The organism is Streptomyces sp. NPDC086080, from assembly GCF_044540255.1.
In the GTDB taxonomy this organism is placed as follows: Bacteria; Actinomycetota; Actinomycetes; order Streptomycetales; family Streptomycetaceae; genus Streptomyces.
Genome location: NZ_JBITRU010000004.1, coordinates 235807 through 256780 on the forward strand (window position 1 = coordinate 235807; position 20974 = coordinate 256780).

Sequence of the window (20974 nt, forward strand, 5' to 3'; positions counted from 1 at the left end):
GCTGACCTGGCGGCCTACACGGACGGCGGTCACCCGGCCCGTGGAGGCCGAGGTCGACGTCCTCGCCTTTCCCAGGAGCGGTGAGGAGGGCCTGTCCGAGCAGTCGACCCGCCGCACGAAGGTGCTCCGCGGTGCGAAATACTCTTCTGATGGGTTCACGCACTTCCCCGGTCCACCCGATCACGATACGGAGGGCTGTCGCGCGGGATGCCAAACGGCTCACGCGGCTCGTGCGTGGCTCGGGCGCCTACGAGGGCAAGTACGCGTCCGCGGTCGCGGGCTACCGGGTCGGTCCTGATTACATCGAGGCCCACCGCGCCTTCGTGGCCGTCGGCGGTGACGTGCATGGAGGCCGGGTCCTCGGGTTCTACTCGCTCGTCCTCGCGCCACCGGAGCTCGACCTGCTGTTCGTCGCCGACGAAGTGCAAGGACGGGGTGTTGGACGGCTGCTCGTGGCGCACATGCAGTCCGAGGCCCGTGCCGCTGGGCTCGACCGTGTCCTGGTCGTGTCCCATGTCCCCGCCGAGGATTTCTACCACCGCGTCGGTGCGGTGCGGACCGGGACCGCGCGCGCCAACCCGCCCGCCGTGCCGTGGGACCGTCCCGAATTCGAGTTCCGCATTCCTTCGGGATGACTCGCTCCCACCGCAGTCCTGCCGCCTCACACGTCGGCGGGCCAGAACCGTATGAGCCAGCGCTCCACCCCGTGACCGGTTCCCTCGCCTTCCGGCAGGGCGGCGGCCTCGGCCCGGCCCGCGCAACTGACCCGGACCCGCCAGGGAGCGGAGGGCGTCCTTGGCCCAGCCGCCGGTCGCGACGGCGGCCGCGGTGATGCTGGTGCCGAGCGCACCGGGAGCACTGGCTGCTCCGCTCGCCGGGGGCGAGGACGTCACCTGTCAAGAAGGCGCCGGCCGTCCGCTCGGGCTCCAGGACCGGGCACACCTGCAAGTCCGTCAAGAACACGGGCGGCAAACACGTACAAGCGCTGGGCGGGCAGGGGTTCGGCCGTTGGGTGACCCTGCGAGCTGTTCGCGCGTGAGCGTGCCCAGCGGCCGTCCCCCCTTTCCGGACGGGGCGGGACCACGGCGTCCACTCGGTGTGCCCCGACGACACGTTCGCCGTGTTCCCGGGCCGACGCCGACACACTTCCGAGCCCCGCCGTGCACGCACCGCCGCCGCCCAAGGCCTGCCGGCTCAGAGCTCCGTCGGCTCCAGCGCCCCCAGCTCCGCCATCAGACCCAGCCGGTCGTACTCCCACCAGCCCTCGACGATCTTCCCGGTGTCACCGAAGCGGAAGATGGTCGTCCCGGTCATGGAGACCTTCTTCCCGGTCGCCGGGATGCCCAGGAAGTCGGCCTTGTGGGTGCCCTCCCAGCTCCAGCGGGTGCACACGCGGTCGTCCTGGGCGATCTGGTCCTCGACGCGGAACGCGAAGTCGAAGCCGCCGCGCCACTCGTCCAGCTCGCGCCGGAGGTGGTCCAGGCCGATCACGTCCTGCTCGTCGGCCGGATCGTGGCCGTGGTAGTGCTCCTCGGTCAGGCCCGTCAGCGGGGACAGGTCGTCCGAGGTGGTCACCACCTCGAAGAAGCGTCGCGCCGTGTCCGTGTTCAGCTGCGCGTCGCGCACCACGTCCAGGTCCGTGAACGTGGGCATCTCGTCGCACAGCGCCACCATCTCGCGGAAGATCCGGTCGGTCTCCGGGAGCTGCGAGTTCCGCATCGCCTCCTCGTAGGACGGGAACTCCACGATCTCGATCAGGTGCGACGTGTCCGAGTGGTCCTTGCCGACCAGCGCGTGCGTCGCCGTCCGCTTGCCCTTGGTCTGCTCGACCCACTGGTCCATCAGCCGGTTCATCTCCTCGAACCGGTTCGTCCTGCAGTCGATGAGCTGGATGAAGGTCATGACGTCACCGCCTCCGGCCCCCTGGGTCCGGGGGTCCTCAAAGCCCGGGTGTCCTGGCACCTCCATCTTCCTCCGGGGAACGGAACTCGTCCCGTTCGGCCGGCCGGGGCGTGCGGAGCGGCCTCTACCGGGGGCCGTACTTGCGTCCCGTCCGGGACGACACCCCGCCCAGCAGCCCGCGCGGGATCAGCTTCGCCGCCCCCATCAGCGCCTTGTACCGCGGGTCGGGGATCGACACCGTCCTGCCCCGGGCCAGGTCGGCGAGCGCCGCCGAGGCGACCTTGTCCGCGTCCAGCCACATCCACTTCGGGATGTTGTCCGTGCCCATCCCGGCCCGCTCGTGGAACTCGGTGCGCACGAAGCCGGGGCACAGCGCCATCAGGCGCACGCCGTGGCCCGCCAGGTCCACCGCCGCGCCCTGGGTGAACTGCACGACCCACGCCTTGGAGGCCCCGTACGTCCCGCGCGGTACGAACGCGGCGGTCGAGGCGACGTTCACGACACCTCCGCGGCCCCGCTCCCGCATCGGCTCCACCGCCGCCGACGTCAGCCGGAGCACGGCCTCGCAGTGCACCTTGAGCATCCGCAGCTCGTCGGCCATGGGGACCTCCAGGTAGCGGCCCCTGTTGCCGAAACCGGCGTTGTTGATCAGCAGGTCGACGGGGTTCCTGGGGTCACCGAGCCGGTCGGCCACCGTCTCGATGCCCTTGTCCTGAGCCAGGTCGGCGGTCAGCACCTCCGCCTCGATGCCATGGCGGTCGTGCAACTCGGTGGCCTGCTCGCGCAGCCGGCCGGTGTCGCGGGCCACCAGCACCAGGTCGTGTCCGTCGGCCGCCAGCTGCCGCGCGAACGCGGCACCGATCCCAGCCGTCGATCCCGTAATCAGAGCCGTTGTCATGGCGCAAGAGTAGTTACCGGGAGGGGAGGCGTCCGCTCCGCGCCTCCCGGTTCACCACCACCTCCACGAACCGTCCCGGCAGGGCTCCGCGGCGCCGAGCGGTGACCGTCCGTCAGGTCGCCTGCCGTGTACCGTACTTCTCCATATACGTCCGTGCCGTCGCGAGCGCCTCCGGGTGCAGTGCCTCGCCGGCCGCCGCCAGCCGGGGCAGCAGCGTCCGGTCGGTCGTCACCGCGCGGAACTGCAGAGCCACCGTCACCTCGTGGTCCGGCCGGTGCAGGATCCGTACGGCGTCGCCCGCGCGTATCTCACCGGGCTGGATCACCCGCAGGTACGCGCCCGGCGCGCCCCGCTGCGTGAAGCGCTTCACCCAGCCCTTCTCACCCAGATGGCCCTGGAAGGTGCGGCAGGGGATGCGCCCGCTGGTGACCTCCAGGACCACCTCCGCGCCGATGCCCCAGCGTTCGCCGATCAAGGCGCCGGACACGTCGATGCCTTCCGTGGTGAGGTTCTCGCCGAAGGAGCCGTGCGGCAGCGGGCGTCCCAGCGTGCGCTCCCACTCGTCGAGATCCTCCCGGGCCACGGCATAGACGGCCTGGTCGTCACCGCCGTGGTGCCTCGTCTCGCACACCGCGTCCCCGGTCAGCCCGCTGCCCCCGACCCCCTTGGGTCCCGGAGCCTCCACCCGTACCGGCTCGGCCACCGGCCGCTTGTCGATACCGGTCACACCGTCGGGCTGATCCGTGTAGGGCACCGCTCGGGGGCGTCCCAGGTTCACAGAGAGAAGCTTCATGGGCGCACGGTAGGTGATGCGGCTAAAAGCGTCGACGCATTAATGACCGGAATGTCAAAGAGTCACTTATTCTTGTGGGTGTGATCGAAGCCCGTCATCTCCGTGTGCTGCGCGCCGTGGCCACCACCGGTTCCTTCTCCGCGGCGGCCCGCGAACTGGGCTGCACCCAGCCCGCCGTCAGCCAGCAGATGAAGGCCCTGGAGGCCTCGGTCGGCACGCCCCTGCTCGTCCGCAGCGGCCGTGAGATGCGTCTGACCCAGGCCGGCGAGGCGCTGGTGCGGCACGCTGCCGGGATCATCGCCGGACTCACCGCGGCCGAGGAGGAGGTCGCAGCCATCGCCGGGCTGCGCGCGGGCCGGGTCCGGCTCGTCTCCTTCCCCAGCGGCAGCTCCACGCTCGTCCCCACTGCCCTCGCCGCCCTGCGCGACGCCCACCCGGGAACCCGGGTCTCCCTGGAGGAGGCCGAACCGCCACGCTCCGTGCGGATGCTGCGCGAGGGTGACTGCGACGTGGCCCTCGCCTTCCGGTACGAGGGGGCGGCGGGCGACGAGGAGTGGGACGACCTGGTCGTACGGCCGCTGCTGTCGGACCGGCTCGTCGGGCTCCTGCCGGAGCGGCACCGGCTCGCGCGCGCCAAGTCCCTGGCCATCGGCGAACTCGCCGACGAGCCGTGGATCGCGGGCTGTCCACGCTGCCGGGGGCAGTTGGTCGAGGTGTGCGAGACGGCCGGCTTCACCCCGCGCATCGACTTCGCGACCGACGACTACCCGGCGGTCGCCGGACTGGTCGGCGCGGGACTCGGAGTCGCGGTCCTGCCTCAGCTGGCCATCGAGTCCGTACGGCCCCGGGGCGTCCGCGCCGTGGCGCTGGAGCCCGCCGTGCGACGCGAGATCGTCGCACTCACCCTCCCCGATCTCGCCCAGGTGCCCGCGGTCGCCGCGACGCTGGACAAGCTCGCGGCGGCAGCGGCCCGCTGAGAGGCGCGTGCGCGCGTTCTCCGGGGACGCGCCTTGGAGAAACGTTCCTTCAGTTGTTCGAGGTGGTGGCGTGTCCGCCGCCGGCCGACGCCGACACCAGCCGGTGACGCGCCCGCCCCATCAGTTCTTCGCGCTCGTCCTCGGTCAGGCCGCCCCACACGCCGTACGGTTCGCGAACCGCCAGCGCGTGCGCGGCGCACTCGGCGCGTACCGGGCACCTCATGCAGACCTCTTTGGCCGAGTTCTCGCGAGCGCTCCGCGCCGCACCGCGCTCACCCTCGGGGTGGAAGAACAGCGAGCTGTCCACCCCGCGGCAGGCGGCCAGGAGCTGCCAGTCCCACAGGTCCGCGTTCGGTCCGGGAAGGCGGGAGAAATCTGCCATTACGTGACCCCTTGTAGCGGTTCTGGGCGGATCCGGTGTCCATGACCGTACAACTACGATCCAAGGAGATGAAAATATGACTCATTGCGAATCTAGCTCCGGACACCATCAAAGGGGAAGAAAAGGGTCTGAATGGGGCATGGGTTGTAGTGAAAGTTCGAGGGTCCGCGCGCATGTCTGCACCGTGAACGCCTCCTCACGTAGAGTGCCGAAGATGGCGGACGGCCCCGTAACTCTTTCGAGTGACCATCGTTGAGAGTGCGAGGCGGTTGAAGGAACAAGCGCTCGGGCCGGCGTCCGAGACGGTCGACCGCACAGGTGACGATTTCGTACCAGCCTGGAGGCTCAAGGTGACGCGCATCAGCTGCGGAGGGCGGCCATGACTTCCGTCCTCGTCTGCGACGACTCCCCGCTTGCCCGAGAGGCGCTCCGCCGCGCGGTCGCGACCGTGCCCGGTGTCGAGCGCGTGACGACGGCGGCCAACGGCGAGGAAGTCCTCCGCCGCTGGGGTGCCGATCGCTCGGATCTGATTCTGATGGATGTACGCATGCCCGGCCTGGGCGGCGTCGAGACGGTCCGCCGGCTGCTGTCCGCCGACCCGGGAGCGCGCATCATCATGCTCACCGTCGCCGAGGACCTCGACGGTGTGGCGCTCGCGGTGGCGGCCGGCGCGCGTGGCTACCTGCACAAGGACGCTTCGCGCGCGGAGCTGCGGGCCACGGTCACGCAGGCGCTCGCCGACCCGACCTGGCGGCTCGCCCCGCGGCGGCTGCGCTCCGCCGAGATGGGCGCGGCGCCCACGCTCACCGCGCGGGAGATCCAGGTCCTCGAAGGCATGAGCCACGGACGCTCCAACGCGGAGATCGGCCGGGAGCTGTTCCTCTCCGAGGACACCGTCAAGACCCACGCGCGACGGCTCTTCAAGAAGCTCGGCGCCTCCGACCGGGCCCACGCGGTGGCGCTCGGGTTCCGGTGGGGCCTGGTGCGTTAGGGCCCGACCTTCGGGCCGGGCAGGGTCGGGCCGGATGCGGCGCGGCGTGGTGGTGCGAGCTTGTGCCCCCGCGGGGACGGCGATGTGCCTGCGCGGGTGCCACGCCCCGCGCGCGGGCGCGGATGGGTGCGTCCCTCGCGGGTCGGTGGACGCGTCCTGCCGGGAGCTGCCGGTGTGTGATGCCGCGGATGCCGGGCCGTCCGGTCGGCGTGGTGGCCCGGACATCGGGGCGCTCCTGGAATGCGACGGCATCACCGCGCGGTGTCGTCGAGGGTCGGCCTCCCGTTGGCGAGGGCCCGCCTCCCGGCGTCGGGGGTCGGCCTCCCGTTGGCGAGGGCCCGCCTTCCGTTGGCGAGAGGTGTGCGGAAGAGCGGGGTGCGGGTTCCGGTTCCGCCCTCTCCGCGCCGGACCGGAGCCCGAGCGGCGCGGCGGCCTGCTCCTCGGCCGGGCCGTGGGTCTCCGCCGTTTTCGCCTCGGCGAGCAGCCCGCCGGACCGGTCCGGACGACCGTCCCCGAGCCGGTCGCCCCTGCGCGGAAACCGCACCGCGACTCCGGCCCGTCCGGGCTTCCACGGTGTCCGGAAGATGCCCGCTGCTCGTTTCGGCGCGGATGGCGCATCCTTGAGGTGTGGAGTTCCTCGGGGACGAGTCGGTCGAGCGGGAGGGGAGGGCGCAGGGTATGAGTTCCGGCGCACCTGCTCATAACGCTTCGGTGCACAACCAGGGACACGGTGCGACGGACCAGACGTCCGCAAGGCACCATGGACCGATGCGCGACGACGAGGCGGGCACTGCCCAAGGGGCGTTCGGTGCGCTCGTCCATCGCGCCGTCGACGGAGACGAGCAGGCCACACACGACCTGCTCGCCCATGTCCATCCCCTGGCGCTGCGCTACTGCCGCACCCGGCTGTCCCGGCTGCCCGGCGACGCCCGGCACTTCGTCGAGGACCTCGCCCAGGAGGTCTGCGTCGCGGTGCTGCTCGCGCTGCCCCGCTACAAGGACACCGGCCGGCCCTTCGAGGCGTTCATCTTCGCCATCGCCTCCCACAAGGTCGCCGACCTCCAGCGCGCCGCGATGCGGCACCCCGGCTCGACCGCCGTGCCCTCCGACGAGATGCCCGAGCGCCCCGACGACTCCCTCGGCCCGGAAGAGCGCGCCCTGCTCAGCAGCGACGCCGAATGGGCCAAGAAACTGCTGGCCAGCCTGCCCGAGAACCAGCGCGAGCTGATCCTGCTGCGCATCGCCGTGGGGCTCACGGCGGAGGAGACCGGGCAGATGTTGGGAATGTCACCCGGGGCCGTCCGGGTGGCACAGCACCGCGCGCTGAGCAGACTGCGCGCCCTGGCGGAGCAGTAACCGCCGCCCTCGCGCCACCCCTTCGGCGTATGAACGGACGATCAGCCGTTCCCGTACGAACATACGAAGCCGGAGCCGTGCGAAACCGTGGAAGGAGACACCCGCGCTTCCCGTTAGCATGGACATCCGCACCGATCAAGGCCATTTGGGGAAGGTGTCATGACTGCCAACGTCGACGGAGTGCCCGGAAAATTCGCGACCCTCGGGCTCACCTACGACGACGTGCTGCTGCTGCCGGGCGCATCCGAGGTGCTGCCCAACGCGGTCGACACCTCGTCCCGCATCTCCCGCAACGTCCGGGTGAACATCCCCCTGCTCTCGGCCGCGATGGACAAGGTCACCGAGTCCCGCATGGCGATCGCCATGGCGCGTCAGGGCGGCGTCGGGGTGCTCCACCGCAACCTCTCCGTCGAGGACCAGGCCAACCAGGTCGACCTGGTGAAGCGCTCCGAGTCCGGCATGGTCACCGACCCCATCACCATTCACCCGAACGCCACGCTCGCCGAGGCCGACGCCCTGTGCGCGAAGTTCCGCATCAGCGGCGTTCCGGTCACCGACGGCAGCAAGAAGCTGCTCGGTATCGTCACCAACCGTGACATGGCCTTCGAGACCGACCGCTCCCGCGAGGTGCGCGAGGTCATGACCCCGATGCCGCTGGTCACCGGGCACGTCGGTATCTCCGGCGTGGAGGCGATGGAGCTGCTGCGCCGCCACAAGATCGAGAAGCTTCCCCTGGTCGACGGCGCGGGTCTGCTCAAGGGCCTGATCACGGTCAAGGACTTCGTGAAGGCGGAGAAGTACCCCCATGCCGCCAAGGACGAGGAAGGCCGCCTGATCGTCGGCGCCGCCGTGGGCGCCAGCCCCGAGGCCCTGGAGCGGGCCCAGGCGCTCGCCGAGGCCGGCGTGGACTTCCTGGTCGTCGACACCTCGCACGGCCACAACAGCAACGCCCTCAGCTGGATGGCGAAGATCAAGTCGAGCGTCGGCGTCGATGTGATCGGCGGCAACGTGGCCACCCGCGACGGTGCCCAGGCCCTCATCGACGCCGGTGTCGACGGCATCAAGGTCGGCGTCGGCCCCGGTTCGATCTGTACCACCCGGGTCGTCGCCGGCATCGGTGTCCCGCAGGTCACGGCCATCTACGAGGCGTCCCTCGCGGCCCGCGCGGCGGGCGTTCCGCTGATCGGGGACGGCGGGCTGCAGTACTCCGGGGACATCGGCAAGGCGCTCGCCGCCGGCGCGGACACCGTGATGCTGGGCAGCCTTCTCGCCGGCTGCGAGGAGTCCCCCGGCGAGCTGCAGTTCATCAACGGCAAGCAGTTCAAGTCGTACCGCGGCATGGGCTCGCTGGGCGCCATGCAGTCCCGCGGGCAGGGCCGGTCGTACTCCAAGGACCGCTACTTCCAGGCCGAGGTCGCCTCCGACGACAAGCTCGTGCCCGAGGGCATCGAGGGCCAGGTGCCCTACCGCGGCCCGCTGGCCAACGTGCTGCACCAGCTCGTCGGCGGTCTGCGCCAGACCATGGGCTACGTGGGCGCCGCGACCATCGGGGAGATGGAGTCCAAGGGCCGCTTCGTGCGCATCACGTCGGCCGGCCTCAAGGAGAGCCACCCGCACGACATCCAGATGACGGTCGAGGCACCGAACTACAACCGCCAGTAGCGGCGGACTTCGGCGAGGGCGGATCCGGACCATCCGGGGCCGCCCTCGCCGTACGTCCGGGGCGGTGGGCGCCACTGCCGTCGGGGATACTGGAAGGCGCTGCAACGCATCAGGGAAAGGCCACAGACGTGACTGAGATCGAGATCGGGCGCGGCAAGCGCGGCCGCCGGGCGTACGCCTTCGACGACATCGCCGTCGTCCCCAGCCGCCGTACGCGGGACCCGAAGGAGGTCTCGATCGCCTGGCAGATCGACGCCTACCGCTTCGAGCTGCCGTTCCTGGCCGCTCCCATGGACTCGGTCGTCTCGCCGGCCACCGCGATCCGCATCGGCGAGCTCGGCGGCCTCGGGGTGCTGAACCTCGAGGGCCTGTGGACGCGCCACGAGGACCCCGAGCCGCTGCTGGACGAGATCGTCGGCCTGCCCGCCGAGGCGGCCACCCGGCGCCTCCAGGAGATCTACGCGGCTCCCGTCCAGGAGGAGCTGATCGGGCAGCGCATCAAGGAGGTGCGCGACGCGGGCGTGGTCACCGCCGCCGCGCTCTCCCCGCAGCGCACCGCCCAGTTCTCCAAGGCCGTCGTCGACGCCGGCGTGGACATCTTCGTCATCCGCGGTACGACGGTGTCGGCCGAGCACGTCTCCGGCTCGCACGAACCGCTGAACCTGAAGCAGTTCATCTACGAGCTCGACGTCCCGGTGATCGTCGGCGGCTGCGCCACCTACACCGCCGCCCTGCACCTCATGCGCACCGGCGCGGCGGGCGTCCTGGTCGGCTTCGGCGGCGGCGCCGCGCACACCACGCGCAACGTCCTGGGCATCCAGGTGCCGATGGCCACCGCGGTCGCCGATGTGGCCGCGGCCCGCCGCGACTACATGGACGAGTCCGGCGGCCGGTACGTGCACGTGATCGCGGACGGCGGGGTCGGCTGGTCCGGCGACCTGGCCAAGGCGATCGCCTGCGGCGCGGACTCCGTGATGATGGGCTCCCCGCTGGCCCGCGCGACGGACGGTCCGGGCAAGGGCAACCACTGGGGCATGGAGGCCGTCAACCCGGAACTGCCGCGCGGTCAGAAGGTCGACCTCGGCACGGTCGGCACCCTGGAGGAGATCCTCACCGGCCCGTCCCACACCCCCGACGGCTCGATGAACCTCTTCGGCGCCCTGCGCCGCGCGATGGCCACGACCGGCTACAGCGAACTGAAGGAGTTCCAGCGCGTCGAGGTGACGGTCGCGGACTCGCAGCACCGGCGGTAGCGGCCGCGCGGGCTTTTCGTACGGCACCGAGAGGGCCGGTCACCTGGTGAGGTGGCCGGTCCTTTTCGCATGTCAGGGGGCGCGCGGGGGCGCCCGTGGCAGTCGGGGGGCGCGCGGTTGCTTTCGGGGCCGATCCGCGCTGGTCCACCCGTGTGAGGCCGCTAGTGTCCTCGACGGCGCCCCAGTTCTTCTGGGAGCCCCCTTCCAAGGACCTGGTCCGGACCCCTCCCTTCGGGGCCCGGCCCGATTCCGACGGACCGTTCCACCGGGCAACTGGGCGGTGTCGTGGAAGGGGGCACCCATGGGACGCCACCGCAGGCCCACTCGCTGGGATCGGATCCGTCTGTGGACGGTGAAGTGCCGGAGGAGGTGGATCTTGCGGATTTTTGGATGGTGAGCGGCCGCCCCCACAAGGACTAGGGGCGGACACCCGTGAACCATCTTGGAGCCTGCCGCAGTAGCCCCTGCGGTGGGCTCCACCTTTTCCAGCCGTGAGCGGCCGCCCCCAGAAGAAGTAGGGGCGGACACCCGTGAACCATCCTGGAGCCTGCCGCAGTGCCCTCTGCGGTGGGCTCCACCTGTTTTCTACCGTACCCGTGTGGCACTCGGCCCACCACCAACCCCTGTGGCGCGGGCAGCCGCCGCGCGCCCCCGCTCACAACCGGTGCGCCGCCCCCGTAGGCGTGGCCCCGCGGGTGTCCAGCAGGAGCTGGGCCTTCACCGACAGGCCCTGGAGGTCGTACGTGCGGTGCTGCTGGAGCAGGATCGTCAGGTCGGCGTCGGCGGCGGCCTCGTAGAGGGAGTCCGCGCGGGGAACGGGCCGGCCGAGGACGTTCCAGGACGGGACGTGCGGGTCGTGGTAGCTGACGGAGGCGCCCAGTTCCATCAGCCGGACCGCGATCTCCTGGGCCGGGCTGCCCTGCTGGTCGGCGAGGTCGGCCTTGTAGGTGACGCCGAGGAGCAGCACCCGTGCGCCGCGCGCGGACTTGCCGTGCTCGTTGAGGAGCGCGGCGGCGCGCTGCACGACGTAGCGCGGCATGCGGCTGTTGACCTCCTGGGCGAGTTCCGCCATGCGCAGGGTGCGTCCCGCGTGGGCGGTCAGGTCCTGGGGGACGCTGTGGCCGCCGACGCCGGGGCCGGGGCGGAAGGCGTGAAAGCCGAAGGGCTTGGTCTCCGCGCAGCGCAGGACGTCCCACAGATCGATGCCCAGGTCGTGGCAGAGGGCGGCCATCTCGTTGACGAGGGCGATGTTGACATGCCGGAAGTTGGTCTCCAGGAGCTGCACGGTCTCCGCCTCACGCGGGCCGCGCGCGCGGACGACCTTGTCGGTGAGCCGGCCGTAGAAGGCGGCCGCCGACTCGGTGCACGCGGGGGTGAGGCCGCCGATGACCTTCGGGGTGTTGGCGGGGGTGAAGTCGCGGTTGCCGGGATCGACACGGCTGGGGGAGTGGGCGAGGTGGAAATCGCGTCCCGCGCGCAGGCCCGAACCCGACTCGAGCAGGCGCAGCAGGGGCCCCTCCGTCGTCCCCGGGGGGACCGGGGACTCCAGGATCACCGTGGTGTGCGGGCGCAGCCGCGCGGCGAGGGTCCGGGCGGCCGTCTCGACCTGGCCGAGGTCCAGCCCGCCGTCCGTGCCCGGCGGGGTCGGCGCGCAGATGACGGCGGTGCGCACCCGGCCCAGCTCGGCGGGGTTGGCGGTGCTGCGGAAGCCCAGGGCGAGCATGCGGCGCTGTTCGGCGGCGCTGAGGGAGCCGGATTCGGGGCCGGTCCGGTAACCGATGGTGGAGATGCCTGCGGTGACGGCGGCCTGGGCCAGGGGCAGTCCGTACGGGCCGAGTCCGATGACGGCGAGATCTGCGGGCATGGCGTGGGCCGTCCTTCCCAATAACCGGAGTGCTACAGGTGCGCAAGCGCTGTGGACTGGACAGGCGAGCGCAATGTCAGACTAGGAGTAAATATGACCGATATGTGGGATTGGTCGGCCGGTTTCGGTGAGTCGTTCCGCGGACGTTGTCCACAGGCTGGGGGCGCGTGTGGCTGAAGTCGGGCATGCCGGTCAGAATTTGGGCATGAGGACGACGGACCGGTCTTCGCCCGACGGGTGCGGCCGACGCAACCGATGAGCGGGAGGCAGTGGTGAGGACAGCGACACTGGGACCGGCGCAGCGCGCCGAATCACTCGCATCCATGGCCGAGCACGAACTGGATGTGCTGGTGGTGGGCGGCGGAGTGGTCGGTGCGGGCACGGCGCTCGACGCCGCGACGCGCGGACTGTCCACCGGACTGGTTGAGGCGCGTGACTGGGCGTCGGGCACCTCCAGCAGGTCCAGCAAGCTGATCCACGGCGGCCTGCGCTATCTGGAGATGCTCGACTTCGCGCTCGTACGCGAGGCGTTGAAGGAGCGCGGCCTGCTGCTGGAAAGGCTCGCCCCGCATCTCGTGCGACCGGTGCCGTTTCTGTACCCGTTGCAGCACAAGGGCTGGGAGCGGCTGTACGCCGGTGCGGGCGTCGCGCTCTACGACACCATGGCGATGGCCCGCGGACATGGGCGGGGCCTGCCCGTGCACCGGCACCTGAGCCGACGTCAATCGCTGCGCGTGGCACCGTGCTTGAAGAAGGACGCACTGGTCGGTGCCCTGCAGTACTACGACGCCCAGATGGACGACGCCCGGTTCGTCGCGAACCTCGTCCGCACGGCCGCGGCGTACGGGGCGAAGACCGCCAACCGGGCCCGGGTGGCCGGGTTCCTGCGCGAGGGTGAGCGCGTCGTCGGCGCCCGGGTGCGGGACGTCGAGGGCGGCGGCGAGTACGAGGTCCGCGCCAAACAGGTCGTCAACGCCACCGGTGTGTGGACCGACGACACACAGGCGATGGTCGGGGAGCGCGGGCAGTTCCATGTCCGGGCCTCCAAAGGCATCCACCTGGTCGTCCCCAAGGACCGCATCCACTCCACGACCGGACTCATCCTGCGCACCGAGAAGTCCGTCCTCTTCGTCATTCCCTGGGGCCGGCACTGGATAGTCGGCACCACGGACACCGACTGGGACCTGGACAAGGCGCACCCGGCCGCGTCCAGCGCCGACATCGACTATTTGCTCGAACATGTGAACTCGGTGCTCGCGGTGCCGCTGACGCGGGACGACGTCGAGGGCGTGTACGCCGGCCTGCGGCCGCTGCTCTCCGGCGAGTCCGACGCCACCAGCAAGCTGTCCCGCGAGCACACCGTGGCCCACCCCGTACCCGGACTGGTCGTGGTGGCGGGCGGCAAGTACACGACGTACCGGGTGATGGCCAAGGACGCGGTGGACGCGGCGGTGCACGGACTCGACGTGCGCGTCGCCGCCTGCGTCACCGAGGACACACCGCTGGTGGGCGCCGAGGGCTACCACGCGCTGTGGAACGCGAGGGCGAGGACGGCGGCGCGCACCGGACTGCACCCGGTACGGGTGGAGCACCTGCTGCAGCGGTACGGCACGATGGCGGAGGAGGTCCTGGACCTCATCGCCGCCGACCCCTCGCTGGGCGAGCCGTTGCGGGCGGCGGACGACTATCTGCGCGCCGAGATCACCTACGCCGCCTCGCACGAAGGGGCTCGGCATCTGGACGACGCGCTGACCCGGCGCACCCGCATCTCGATCGAGACGTTCGACCGGGGCACGCGCAGCGCGCGGGAGGCCGCCGAACTGATGGCCCCGGTACTGGGCTGGGACACGGCACAGATCGCGCGCGAGGTGGAGCACTACGAGAAGCGCGTGGAGGCCGAACGGGAGTCGCAGCGGCAGCCCGACGACCTGACGGCGGACGCGGCGCGTCTGGGGGCGCCGGACATCGTGCAGCGATAGCCGTCCCGCGACGCCGCGGGCGGCGTCCCGCATCACTCGAATGGGCGACTGGATCCGGGAGCTTCGCGGAGGAACGCGCTCCCCGGCCCCGCACGATGTGCTCCGCCGGGGCCGTCCGCGACGGGTCCGGATCGGGGGCAGCGGCACCCTGGGCGTCGGACACTTGTCGGGTGAGGGACAATGAAGGCTCTGTCAGGGCGGGTTGCATGAGGGGACGCATGTCGGAGGCGGAGCGGGCGGGGACATCCCGTCAGGACAAGAGCGCACGTCTCCTCGCCGGGCGGTACCGGCTGGGAGATGTGCTCGGCCGCGGCGGCATGGGGACGGTGTGGCGTGCCCAGGACGAAACCCTGGGGAGAACCGTCGCCGTCAAGGAACTTCGCTTCCCGTCGAGCATCGACGAGGAGGAGAAGCGCCGGCTGATCACGCGGACGCTGCGCGAGGCCAAGGCGATCGCGCGGATCCGCAACAACAGCGCCGTGACCGTCTTCGACGTGGTGCAGGAGGACGACCGGCCCTGGATCGTCATGGAACTCGTCGAGGGCAAGTCGCTCGCCGAGGCCATCCGGGAGGACGGCGTGCTGGAGCCGCGGCGTGCCGCCGAGGTCGGGCTCGCCGTGCTCGACGTGCTGCGCTCCGCGCACCGGGAGGGCATCCTGCATCGTGACGTGAAGCCGTCGAACGTGCTGATCGCCGAGGACGGCCGGGTCGTGCTCACCGACTTCGGCATCGCCCAGGTCGAGGGCGACCCCTCCATCACCTCCACCGGCATGCTGGTCGGTGCTCCCTCCTACATCTCCCCGGAGCGGGCGCGCGGCCACAAGCCCGGGCCGGCGGCGGACCTCTGGTCGCTCGGCGGGCTGCTCTACGCGGCGGTGGAGGGGACACCCCCGTACGACAAGGGCTCCGCGATCGCGACGCTCACGGCGGTGATGACCGAACCGCTGGAGGAGCCCACGAACGCCGGACCGCTCCGGGACGTCATCTACGGGCTGCTCACCAAGGACCCCGCCCAGCGGCTCGACGACAGCGGCGCCCGGGCCCTGTTGAACGCGGTCATCAACGCGCCCGCGCCCAGCCGGGCCGACCAGGAGCCGGCGGACGCCACGAAGGTCGTGCCGCTGCCCGAGCAGCCCGGCGAACGGGACGTCAGGAGCAAGCGGGGCGAGGAGGCGGGGGAGAAGCTGCGGGGCGCGCTGCGTTCCGTGCGCAAGGCGGTGGCGGCCGGCCCGGCGGGCACCGCCGCGGCGAACCGGTTCAAGTCCGGCACCGGCACGACCCCTTCGGCGTCCGGCACGACCGCCGCGACGACTCCGGAGAGGGCGAGCGGGCCGTCCGGGGCAGCGGCCGGCACCGGGGCCCTCCCCTCCACGTCCGCCTCGCGCGCCCCCTCCGCGTCCGCCACGGCCCCGGGCCCGGCATCCGGGTCGGGTGGGCGAGGTGGCGGGCCGCAGAAGCCGGCCGCCGGCGGCCGCAGTTCGGGGTGGCCGGTGATGACGCCGCCGGACCTGCCGGCCCGGCCCGTGCCACGGGCGTCGCTCACCGACGTGGTGCCGCGGCGGACGCTGGTCGCCATCGCGCTGGTCGCCGTCCTGTCCGTGCTCGGCATCGTGCTGGCCATCGTGCTCAGTGGCGACGACGAGGGCGGCACGGGGGCGAAGGGCGGCGCCGGCGATCGGACCGCCGCCAGCGGGAACCCGAGCGCCGACACCAAGAACGACGAGTCCGGCGGCACCCGGACCGACGGCACGCACCCCGACGGCAAGGCGACCGGATCGGCCGGGTCGGGCTCGGGCTCGGGGACGAGCGACCCGGACACCGGCGCCGGCGAGGCGGACGGCTCGGCCGGGGACGACGGCGGTACGTCCGCGACGAAGACGTACCAGGGGAGCCAGGGGTACTCGATCGGACTGCCCGAGGGGTGGACGTTCCAGACGTCGGGTGCCGCCGGTGACCGCTTCGCCGGCCCCGACGGGCAGAAGCTGCTCATCGGCTGGACGACCACACCGAAGGACGACCCGGTCGCGGACTGGACGAACCAGGAGCGCGCCATGGTGCGCGCTCAGTACCAGCGGATTCGTATCGAGGCGGTGGAGTACCGGGGCTGGAAGACGGCCGACTGGGAGTTCACCTATGTGGAGAACGGGACCACGTACCGGTCCGTCGACCGGGGGACCGTCGTCGGTGACCGGCTCGGGTACGGGCTGATGTACACGGCCGAGGCCGACCGGTGGAACAGCGATCAGCGCAAGAACACCTGGCGGACGCTGACCGAGACGTTCCGGCCCAAGGACTGAGGGTGAGCGGTTTCCGGAAAGGGGAGCCAGATGTGGCATCCCCTCTCTGCGGGTTGCCTCCGGCACGTATCGTGAATGCTTGCGGACCGTACGCAGCGACAACGGGCCGCTGGGCGAACGGAACCGACCGACCGTAGTGCCGGGGGAGGCAACGTGGACGACTATGCGGGACGGGTTCTCGCCGACCGCTACCGCCTGCCGCTGCCCCCCTCCGACGAGTACGAACTGACCGAAACCCGCGCCTTCGACACGTACAGCGGGCAGGAAGTCCTGGTCAGGCAGGTGCCGTTGCCCGAGGTCGTCGAGGCCGAGGTGCTCGACGCCGAGGGGCTGCCCGACGGCTTCACCGCCCGTGACGGGTTCGCCCGGCGTGGCGGCCCCGGTCCGGGAGCCGCGCGCGGCGGTGTGCGCCGGCCCGCCGATCCGGTCGTGCGGCGTGCGGTCGAGGCCGCGCAGGCGGCGGCCGCCATCCCCGACCACCCGCGCCTGGACCAGGTCTTCGACGTGTTCGCGGAGGGCGGTTCGCTGTGGATCGTCAGTGAACTCGTGGCCGCCCGGCCGCTGGCCGCCCTGCTCGCCGAGAAACCGCTGTCCCCGTACCGGGCGGCGGAGGTCGCCTCCGACGTCCTCACGGCCCTGCGGGTGCTGCACTCCCACGGCTGGGTGCACCGCAACATCACCGCGCGGACGGTACTCGTCTGCGACGACGGCCGGGTCATGCTGACCGGGCTCGCCGTCGGAGCCGCGGAGGAAGCCCTGTGCGGCTACGACCCGGTGCCGGCTCCGGACCCGGAACCGGAACCGGTGGAGGAGCGGCCGGGGGCGCTGGAGGCCCTGGGACCGGCGGCGGCGCGGAGCGGGACGCCGGAGGCCGGGCCCGGCCCGTCCTGGCCGCCCGGGTTCGCCCGTGACCCGGACCCCGACCCCGATGCCGCGCGCCGCGCCGCCATCGAGGCACGGGCCGGCCGGCTGCCGGGCGGTGGCGCCGACCTGCCGGGCGGGCTCACTCCCGCCGCGGCACCCAGGGCACTCGACAGTGCCGGAGACGTGCGGGCGGCCCGTGCGGGGGCCATCGCCGCGTACCGGGCCGGCGCCCGTGCCGCCGCCCGCGTGCAGGAGGACCGGCAGAGCGGCCGTACGGCCCTGCCCGGCGCCCGTCCCGCCCCCGAGGGCGAAGGACCGCCGGCCGGCGCGGTCCCGCCGGGGCAGATAGCCGACCCCTACGGCGTGGGTGCCACCGGCCGCCCCGGAGCCACGCCCCGCACCGGCCCCGGAGGCCCAGGAGCCACGCCCCGTACCGGCCCCGGAGGCCCGGGAGCCCTCGGGGGACCCCCGGACAGTCCGACGGGCCCCGCCGCCCTCGAAGCGGTCGGTGCCCCCGGCGCTGCCACCCCTGCCGCCCGCTGGGACGACCTGGTGGCGCACACCCCCGCCCGCCGGGGCCCGACCACCGCGCTGGCCGCCGAGCGGGCGAGGCAGGCCCGGATGGCCGTCGTCGGCCCCGTGACCGAGCGGTGGGCGCCGGAGCAGGCCGGCCCGGTGCACGAGAACTGGCAGCTGGCCGCGCCCATCGGCCCCGCCACCGACCTCTGGGCGCTGGGCTCCCTGCTGTTCCGGGCCGTCCAGGGACACGCCCCCTATCCGGAGGAGTCGACAGCCGAACTGGTGCAGATGGTGTGTGCCGAGCCGCCCGCCTTCGCCGAGGAATGCGGGCCGCTCCGGCCGGTCGTGGAGTCGCTGCTGCGTCAGGACCCCACCGAACGCCTGGACTTCGAGGAACTGCGCGGCTGGCTGCGATCGCTGGTGCGCTCGGCGCCCGAGCCCGAGGCCGGTGTGCACGTCATAGCGGCACCGCCCGCCGACACCAGCAGACTGCCGGTCATACGGCGCCGGGGTGAGTTGGTGCGCAGGCGGCGCGCCGGGCTCCCCGCACACCACGGACGGCACAAGCGGACGAAACGGGAGACCGGTTCGCCGCGCCGGCTCGGCCGCTCCCTGCTGCTGCTGGTGCTGCTCGCCATGGCGGCGGCGGTCGCGTACGCCGTGCTGTTCATGCCCAGGGCGGGCGAGGAGAACACGGGGGCGTCGACCGACCCTACCGGCGCCGCCGGTGAGGTCAGCGCCGCGCCGAGCCCCCCCGACGCCGGGCAGAACTCGCCGGAGCCCGGGAACGGCCCCGAGAACACCCCAGGGAACAGCCCCGAGGAGTCGGCCGCCGACAACGAGACCCAGACCACAGGGCCCGAGGTCGCCGACGGCTTCACCCTGCGCGAGGACCCGGAGGGGTTCCGGGTCGCCGTCGCCGAGAACTGGCAGCGCACCGCGAAGAACGGCAGCGGTCAGGTCGTCTACTCCCGCGGCGACTTCGAGCTCATCGTCGTCCCCGGCCGGGACAGTGCGGAGCAGTACGGCAGCGACCCGATGGCCTACCAGCGGGACGACGAGCGCGAGCTCCAGCCCTACCGCGACTCCAGCTGGGCCACCTCCACGGGCCTGAAGACCATCGAGGTGGGCGGACGGACCATGGCCGAGGGCCAGTTCACCTGGACCGGTGACGGCGGCGAGCTGTACGTCCGCAACCTCGCGGCGCTGATCGACGGCCGCTACCACGTGGTTCAGGTGCGCGGACCGGAGGCCGAGCGGGACGAGGTGACCCGGCTGTACGAGCAGGCGTCCGCGACCTATCAGTTCACCGGCTGAACCCCGGACCGTACGCGGAAACACGCCTTTTGGTTGCCTCCCGCCGGATACAGCGACAACCATCACAGTGCGGTCTCCATGGCGTGCCCTCGGTTCCCAGGATGGTCGCCAAGTACTTACCCTGGCCCTGTCAAGACCATTGCGGGGCAACGTGAATCAGATGCAGGGCTCGCTCGTCGCGGGCCGCTACCGGCTCGGTGAATCCATCGGAAGCGGTGGCATGGGCCGGGTGTGGCGTGCGCACGATGAGGTGCTGCACCGTACCGTCGCCATCAAGGAACTGACCGCGGCGCTCTACGTCTCCGACAGCGAACGGATCACGCTGCTGGCACGCACCCGCGCGGAGGCGCGGGCCGCCGCGCGGATCAACCACTCCGCCGTCGTCACGGTGCACGACGTGCTGGAGCACGACGGCCGGCCGTGGATCGTGATGGAACTGGTCGAGGGGCACTCCCTCGCCGACACGCTGAAGGATCAGGAACGCGTCGAGCCCCGCGAGGCCGCCCGGATCGGCCTGTGGGTGCTGCGCGCCCTGCGCGCCGCGCACACCGCCGGCGTCCTGCACCGTGACGTCAAGCCCGGCAACGTTCTGCTCGGCAAGGACGGCCGGGTGCTGCTCACCGACTTCGGCATCGCGCAGATAGACGGCGACACGGCCATCACCCGCACCGGAGAGGTCGTCGGCTCGGTCGACTACCTGGCCCCCGAGCGAGTTCGCGGCCACGACCCCGGCCCCTCCTCCGACCTGTGGGCGCTCGGCGCGACGCTGTACACGGCGGTGGAGGGCCTGTCGCCGTTCCGCCGCACCTCGCCGCTGACCACCATGCAGGCCGTCGTCGAGGAGGAGGCCGACGAGCCGCGGCACGCCGGTCCGCTCGCGCCCGTCATCAGCGCGCTGCTGCGCAAGGATCCGGCCACCCGGCCCGACGTCTCCCAGACCGAGCAGCTGCTCGCCGAGGCCGCGGAGGGACGCCGGCCGCGCGCGGCGCAGGAGTACGTGCCGACCCGCGCCGTCGACGCCCCCGCGCCGCCTGTGCTGCCGCAGCAGCGCGGCCCGGAGACCGCCGTCGGCGCGGCACCGCCGTACCCGGTGCCCGGCAGCGGTTCCACGGCCCTCCAGCAGCCGTACGGGCCGCCCGCCGCGCCGCGCCGGAGGATGCGCGGACGGATGATCGCCCTGGTCGTCGCCCTGGCCGTCATCATCGGCGGGGGAACCGCGGTGGTGCTCAAACAGTGGGACCGGGGCAGCGGTTCCACGGCGGGCCCCGGCGAGTCCCCCGGGCCCAGGTCCGGGACCACGTCCGGGCGCACGTCCGGACCCACGTCCGAGCCCACGCCCGAGCCCAGTGGCACGAAGACGGGTGAGACCGACGCGGCGGGAGGCCTCCCCGAGGGGTGGGTGCGCCGTACCGACCCGCTCGGGTTCACCGTCGTCCTGCCCGGCGAGGACTGGGAGCGGGTGGTCTTCGACGAGGAGACCCGGCAGGTCGACTACACGCCCGACGGCGGCAAGCACCTGCTCCGTATCGCCATGGACGACTCCCCCGACTTCGACGACCCCTACGAGCATCTGCGCGACATCGACCAGCAGGTCGGCGCGCGCCTGGTCGACTACGAGCCGCTGGGCCTGCGCCGCCTGACCTACCGTGACCGCGACAGCGCACGGCTGGAGTACAGCTGGACGGCGCTGGCCAAGGACACGGAGTTCCCGGGGCCGTACCGGGCGATCGACCAGATGTACATCTCGCGCGACGGCGTCGAGTACGCGATCTACATGGCCGCTCCGGCCGCCGACTGGGACACGACCGGCGAGCAGTTCCGGACGATCCTGCGGGGGTGGCGCGAGCCCTGACGCCCGTGGCAGGGCGCGGGCGCGCCGCTTGGCCGAATCGCCGTACCGGAGCGGACACATCCGGTGGG

Annotated in this window: 15 protein-coding genes; 10 read left to right on the top strand and 5 right to left on the bottom strand. The window is 72.1% G+C overall.

Annotation, left to right across the window (positions count from 1 at the left end; genetic code table 11):
- Positions 1–149: 149 nt before the first annotated feature.
- A complete protein-coding gene (locus tag ACIF9R_RS07155; RefSeq protein ID WP_399975441.1) occupies positions 150–635 on the top strand; it encodes a GNAT family N-acetyltransferase in 486 nt (161 codons plus the stop codon).
- Between the two features lie 559 nt (positions 636–1194).
- Here ACIF9R_RS07155 and ACIF9R_RS07160 read toward each other — a convergent pair.
- The 3 genes from ACIF9R_RS07160 to ACIF9R_RS07170 all read right to left on the bottom strand — a co-directional run bounded on the left by ACIF9R_RS07160 (position 1195) and on the right by ACIF9R_RS07170 (position 3593).
- Positions 1195–1902: an ester cyclase gene (locus ACIF9R_RS07160; protein ID WP_399975443.1), complete on the bottom strand. Its 708-nt coding sequence runs from the start codon at positions 1900–1902 to the stop codon at positions 1195–1197.
- A 124-nt stretch (positions 1903–2026) separates the two neighbouring features.
- Positions 2027–2800 carry an SDR family NAD(P)-dependent oxidoreductase gene (locus tag ACIF9R_RS07165; protein ID WP_399975445.1) on the bottom strand — a complete coding sequence of 258 codons (774 nt, stop codon included), beginning with the start codon at positions 2798–2800 and terminating at the stop codon, positions 2027–2029.
- Positions 2801–2912: 112 nt separating this feature from the next.
- On the bottom strand, positions 2913–3593 hold the full coding sequence (locus ACIF9R_RS07170) for an MOSC domain-containing protein (RefSeq protein ID WP_399975448.1): 681 nt from the start codon (positions 3591–3593) through the stop codon (positions 2913–2915).
- 80 nt (positions 3594–3673) lie between these two features.
- Here ACIF9R_RS07170 and ACIF9R_RS07175 point away from each other — a divergent pair, with 80 nt between their 5' ends.
- On the top strand, positions 3674–4570 hold the full coding sequence (locus ACIF9R_RS07175; protein ID WP_399975449.1) for a LysR family transcriptional regulator: 897 nt from the start codon (positions 3674–3676) through the stop codon (positions 4568–4570).
- Positions 4571–4619: 49 nt separating this feature from the next.
- On the opposite strand, the gene ACIF9R_RS07180 is transcribed toward ACIF9R_RS07175, so the two are convergent.
- Entirely contained in the window at positions 4620–4952 is a 333-nt protein-coding gene (locus ACIF9R_RS07180; RefSeq protein ID WP_399975451.1) for a WhiB family transcriptional regulator, read from the bottom strand.
- Between the two features lie 379 nt (positions 4953–5331).
- On the opposite strand from ACIF9R_RS07180, the gene ACIF9R_RS07185 reads away from it, so the two are divergent.
- From ACIF9R_RS07185 to ACIF9R_RS07200, 4 genes are all read left to right on the top strand, one after another.
- Complete coding sequence (locus ACIF9R_RS07185; RefSeq protein ID WP_003948568.1) at positions 5332–5943, top strand: response regulator transcription factor; 612 nt, start codon at positions 5332–5334, stop codon at positions 5941–5943.
- A 768-nt stretch (positions 5944–6711) separates the two neighbouring features.
- Complete coding sequence (locus ACIF9R_RS07190) at positions 6712–7299, top strand: sigma-70 family RNA polymerase sigma factor (RefSeq protein ID WP_030221188.1); 588 nt, start codon at positions 6712–6714, stop codon at positions 7297–7299.
- Positions 7300–7458: 159 nt separating this feature from the next.
- A complete protein-coding gene (gene guaB, locus ACIF9R_RS07195; RefSeq protein ID WP_399975454.1) occupies positions 7459–8961 on the top strand; it encodes an IMP dehydrogenase in 1503 nt (500 codons plus the stop codon).
- 128 nt (positions 8962–9089) lie between these two features.
- The gene (locus ACIF9R_RS07200) at positions 9090–10214 is read left to right on the top strand and encodes a GuaB3 family IMP dehydrogenase-related protein (RefSeq protein ID WP_399975457.1); all 1125 of its coding nucleotides are present in this window, start codon (positions 9090–9092) and stop codon (positions 10212–10214) included.
- Positions 10215–10869: 655 nt separating this feature from the next.
- Here the strand turns inward: ACIF9R_RS07200 and ACIF9R_RS07205 are convergent.
- On the bottom strand, positions 10870–12078 hold the full coding sequence (locus tag ACIF9R_RS07205; protein WP_399975458.1) for a nucleotide sugar dehydrogenase: 1209 nt from the start codon (positions 12076–12078) through the stop codon (positions 10870–10872).
- Between the two features lie 272 nt (positions 12079–12350).
- On the opposite strand from ACIF9R_RS07205, the gene ACIF9R_RS07210 reads away from it, so the two are divergent.
- The 4 genes from ACIF9R_RS07210 (at position 12351) to ACIF9R_RS07225 (ending at position 20906) form a co-directional block, all read left to right on the top strand.
- Complete coding sequence (locus ACIF9R_RS07210) at positions 12351–14057, top strand: glycerol-3-phosphate dehydrogenase/oxidase (protein WP_399975461.1); 1707 nt, start codon at positions 12351–12353, stop codon at positions 14055–14057.
- 218 nt (positions 14058–14275) lie between these two features.
- Positions 14276–16354, top strand: coding sequence for a serine/threonine-protein kinase (locus ACIF9R_RS07215; protein WP_399975464.1), 2079 nt, complete (start codon positions 14276–14278; stop codon positions 16352–16354).
- A gap of 153 nt (positions 16355–16507) precedes the next feature.
- On the top strand, positions 16508–19054 hold the full coding sequence (locus ACIF9R_RS07220) for a protein kinase (RefSeq protein WP_399975466.1): 2547 nt from the start codon (positions 16508–16510) through the stop codon (positions 19052–19054).
- A 160-nt stretch (positions 19055–19214) separates the two neighbouring features.
- On the top strand, positions 19215–20906 hold the full coding sequence (locus ACIF9R_RS07225) for a protein kinase (RefSeq protein ID WP_399975469.1): 1692 nt from the start codon (positions 19215–19217) through the stop codon (positions 20904–20906).
- Positions 20907–20974 lie beyond the last annotated feature (68 nt).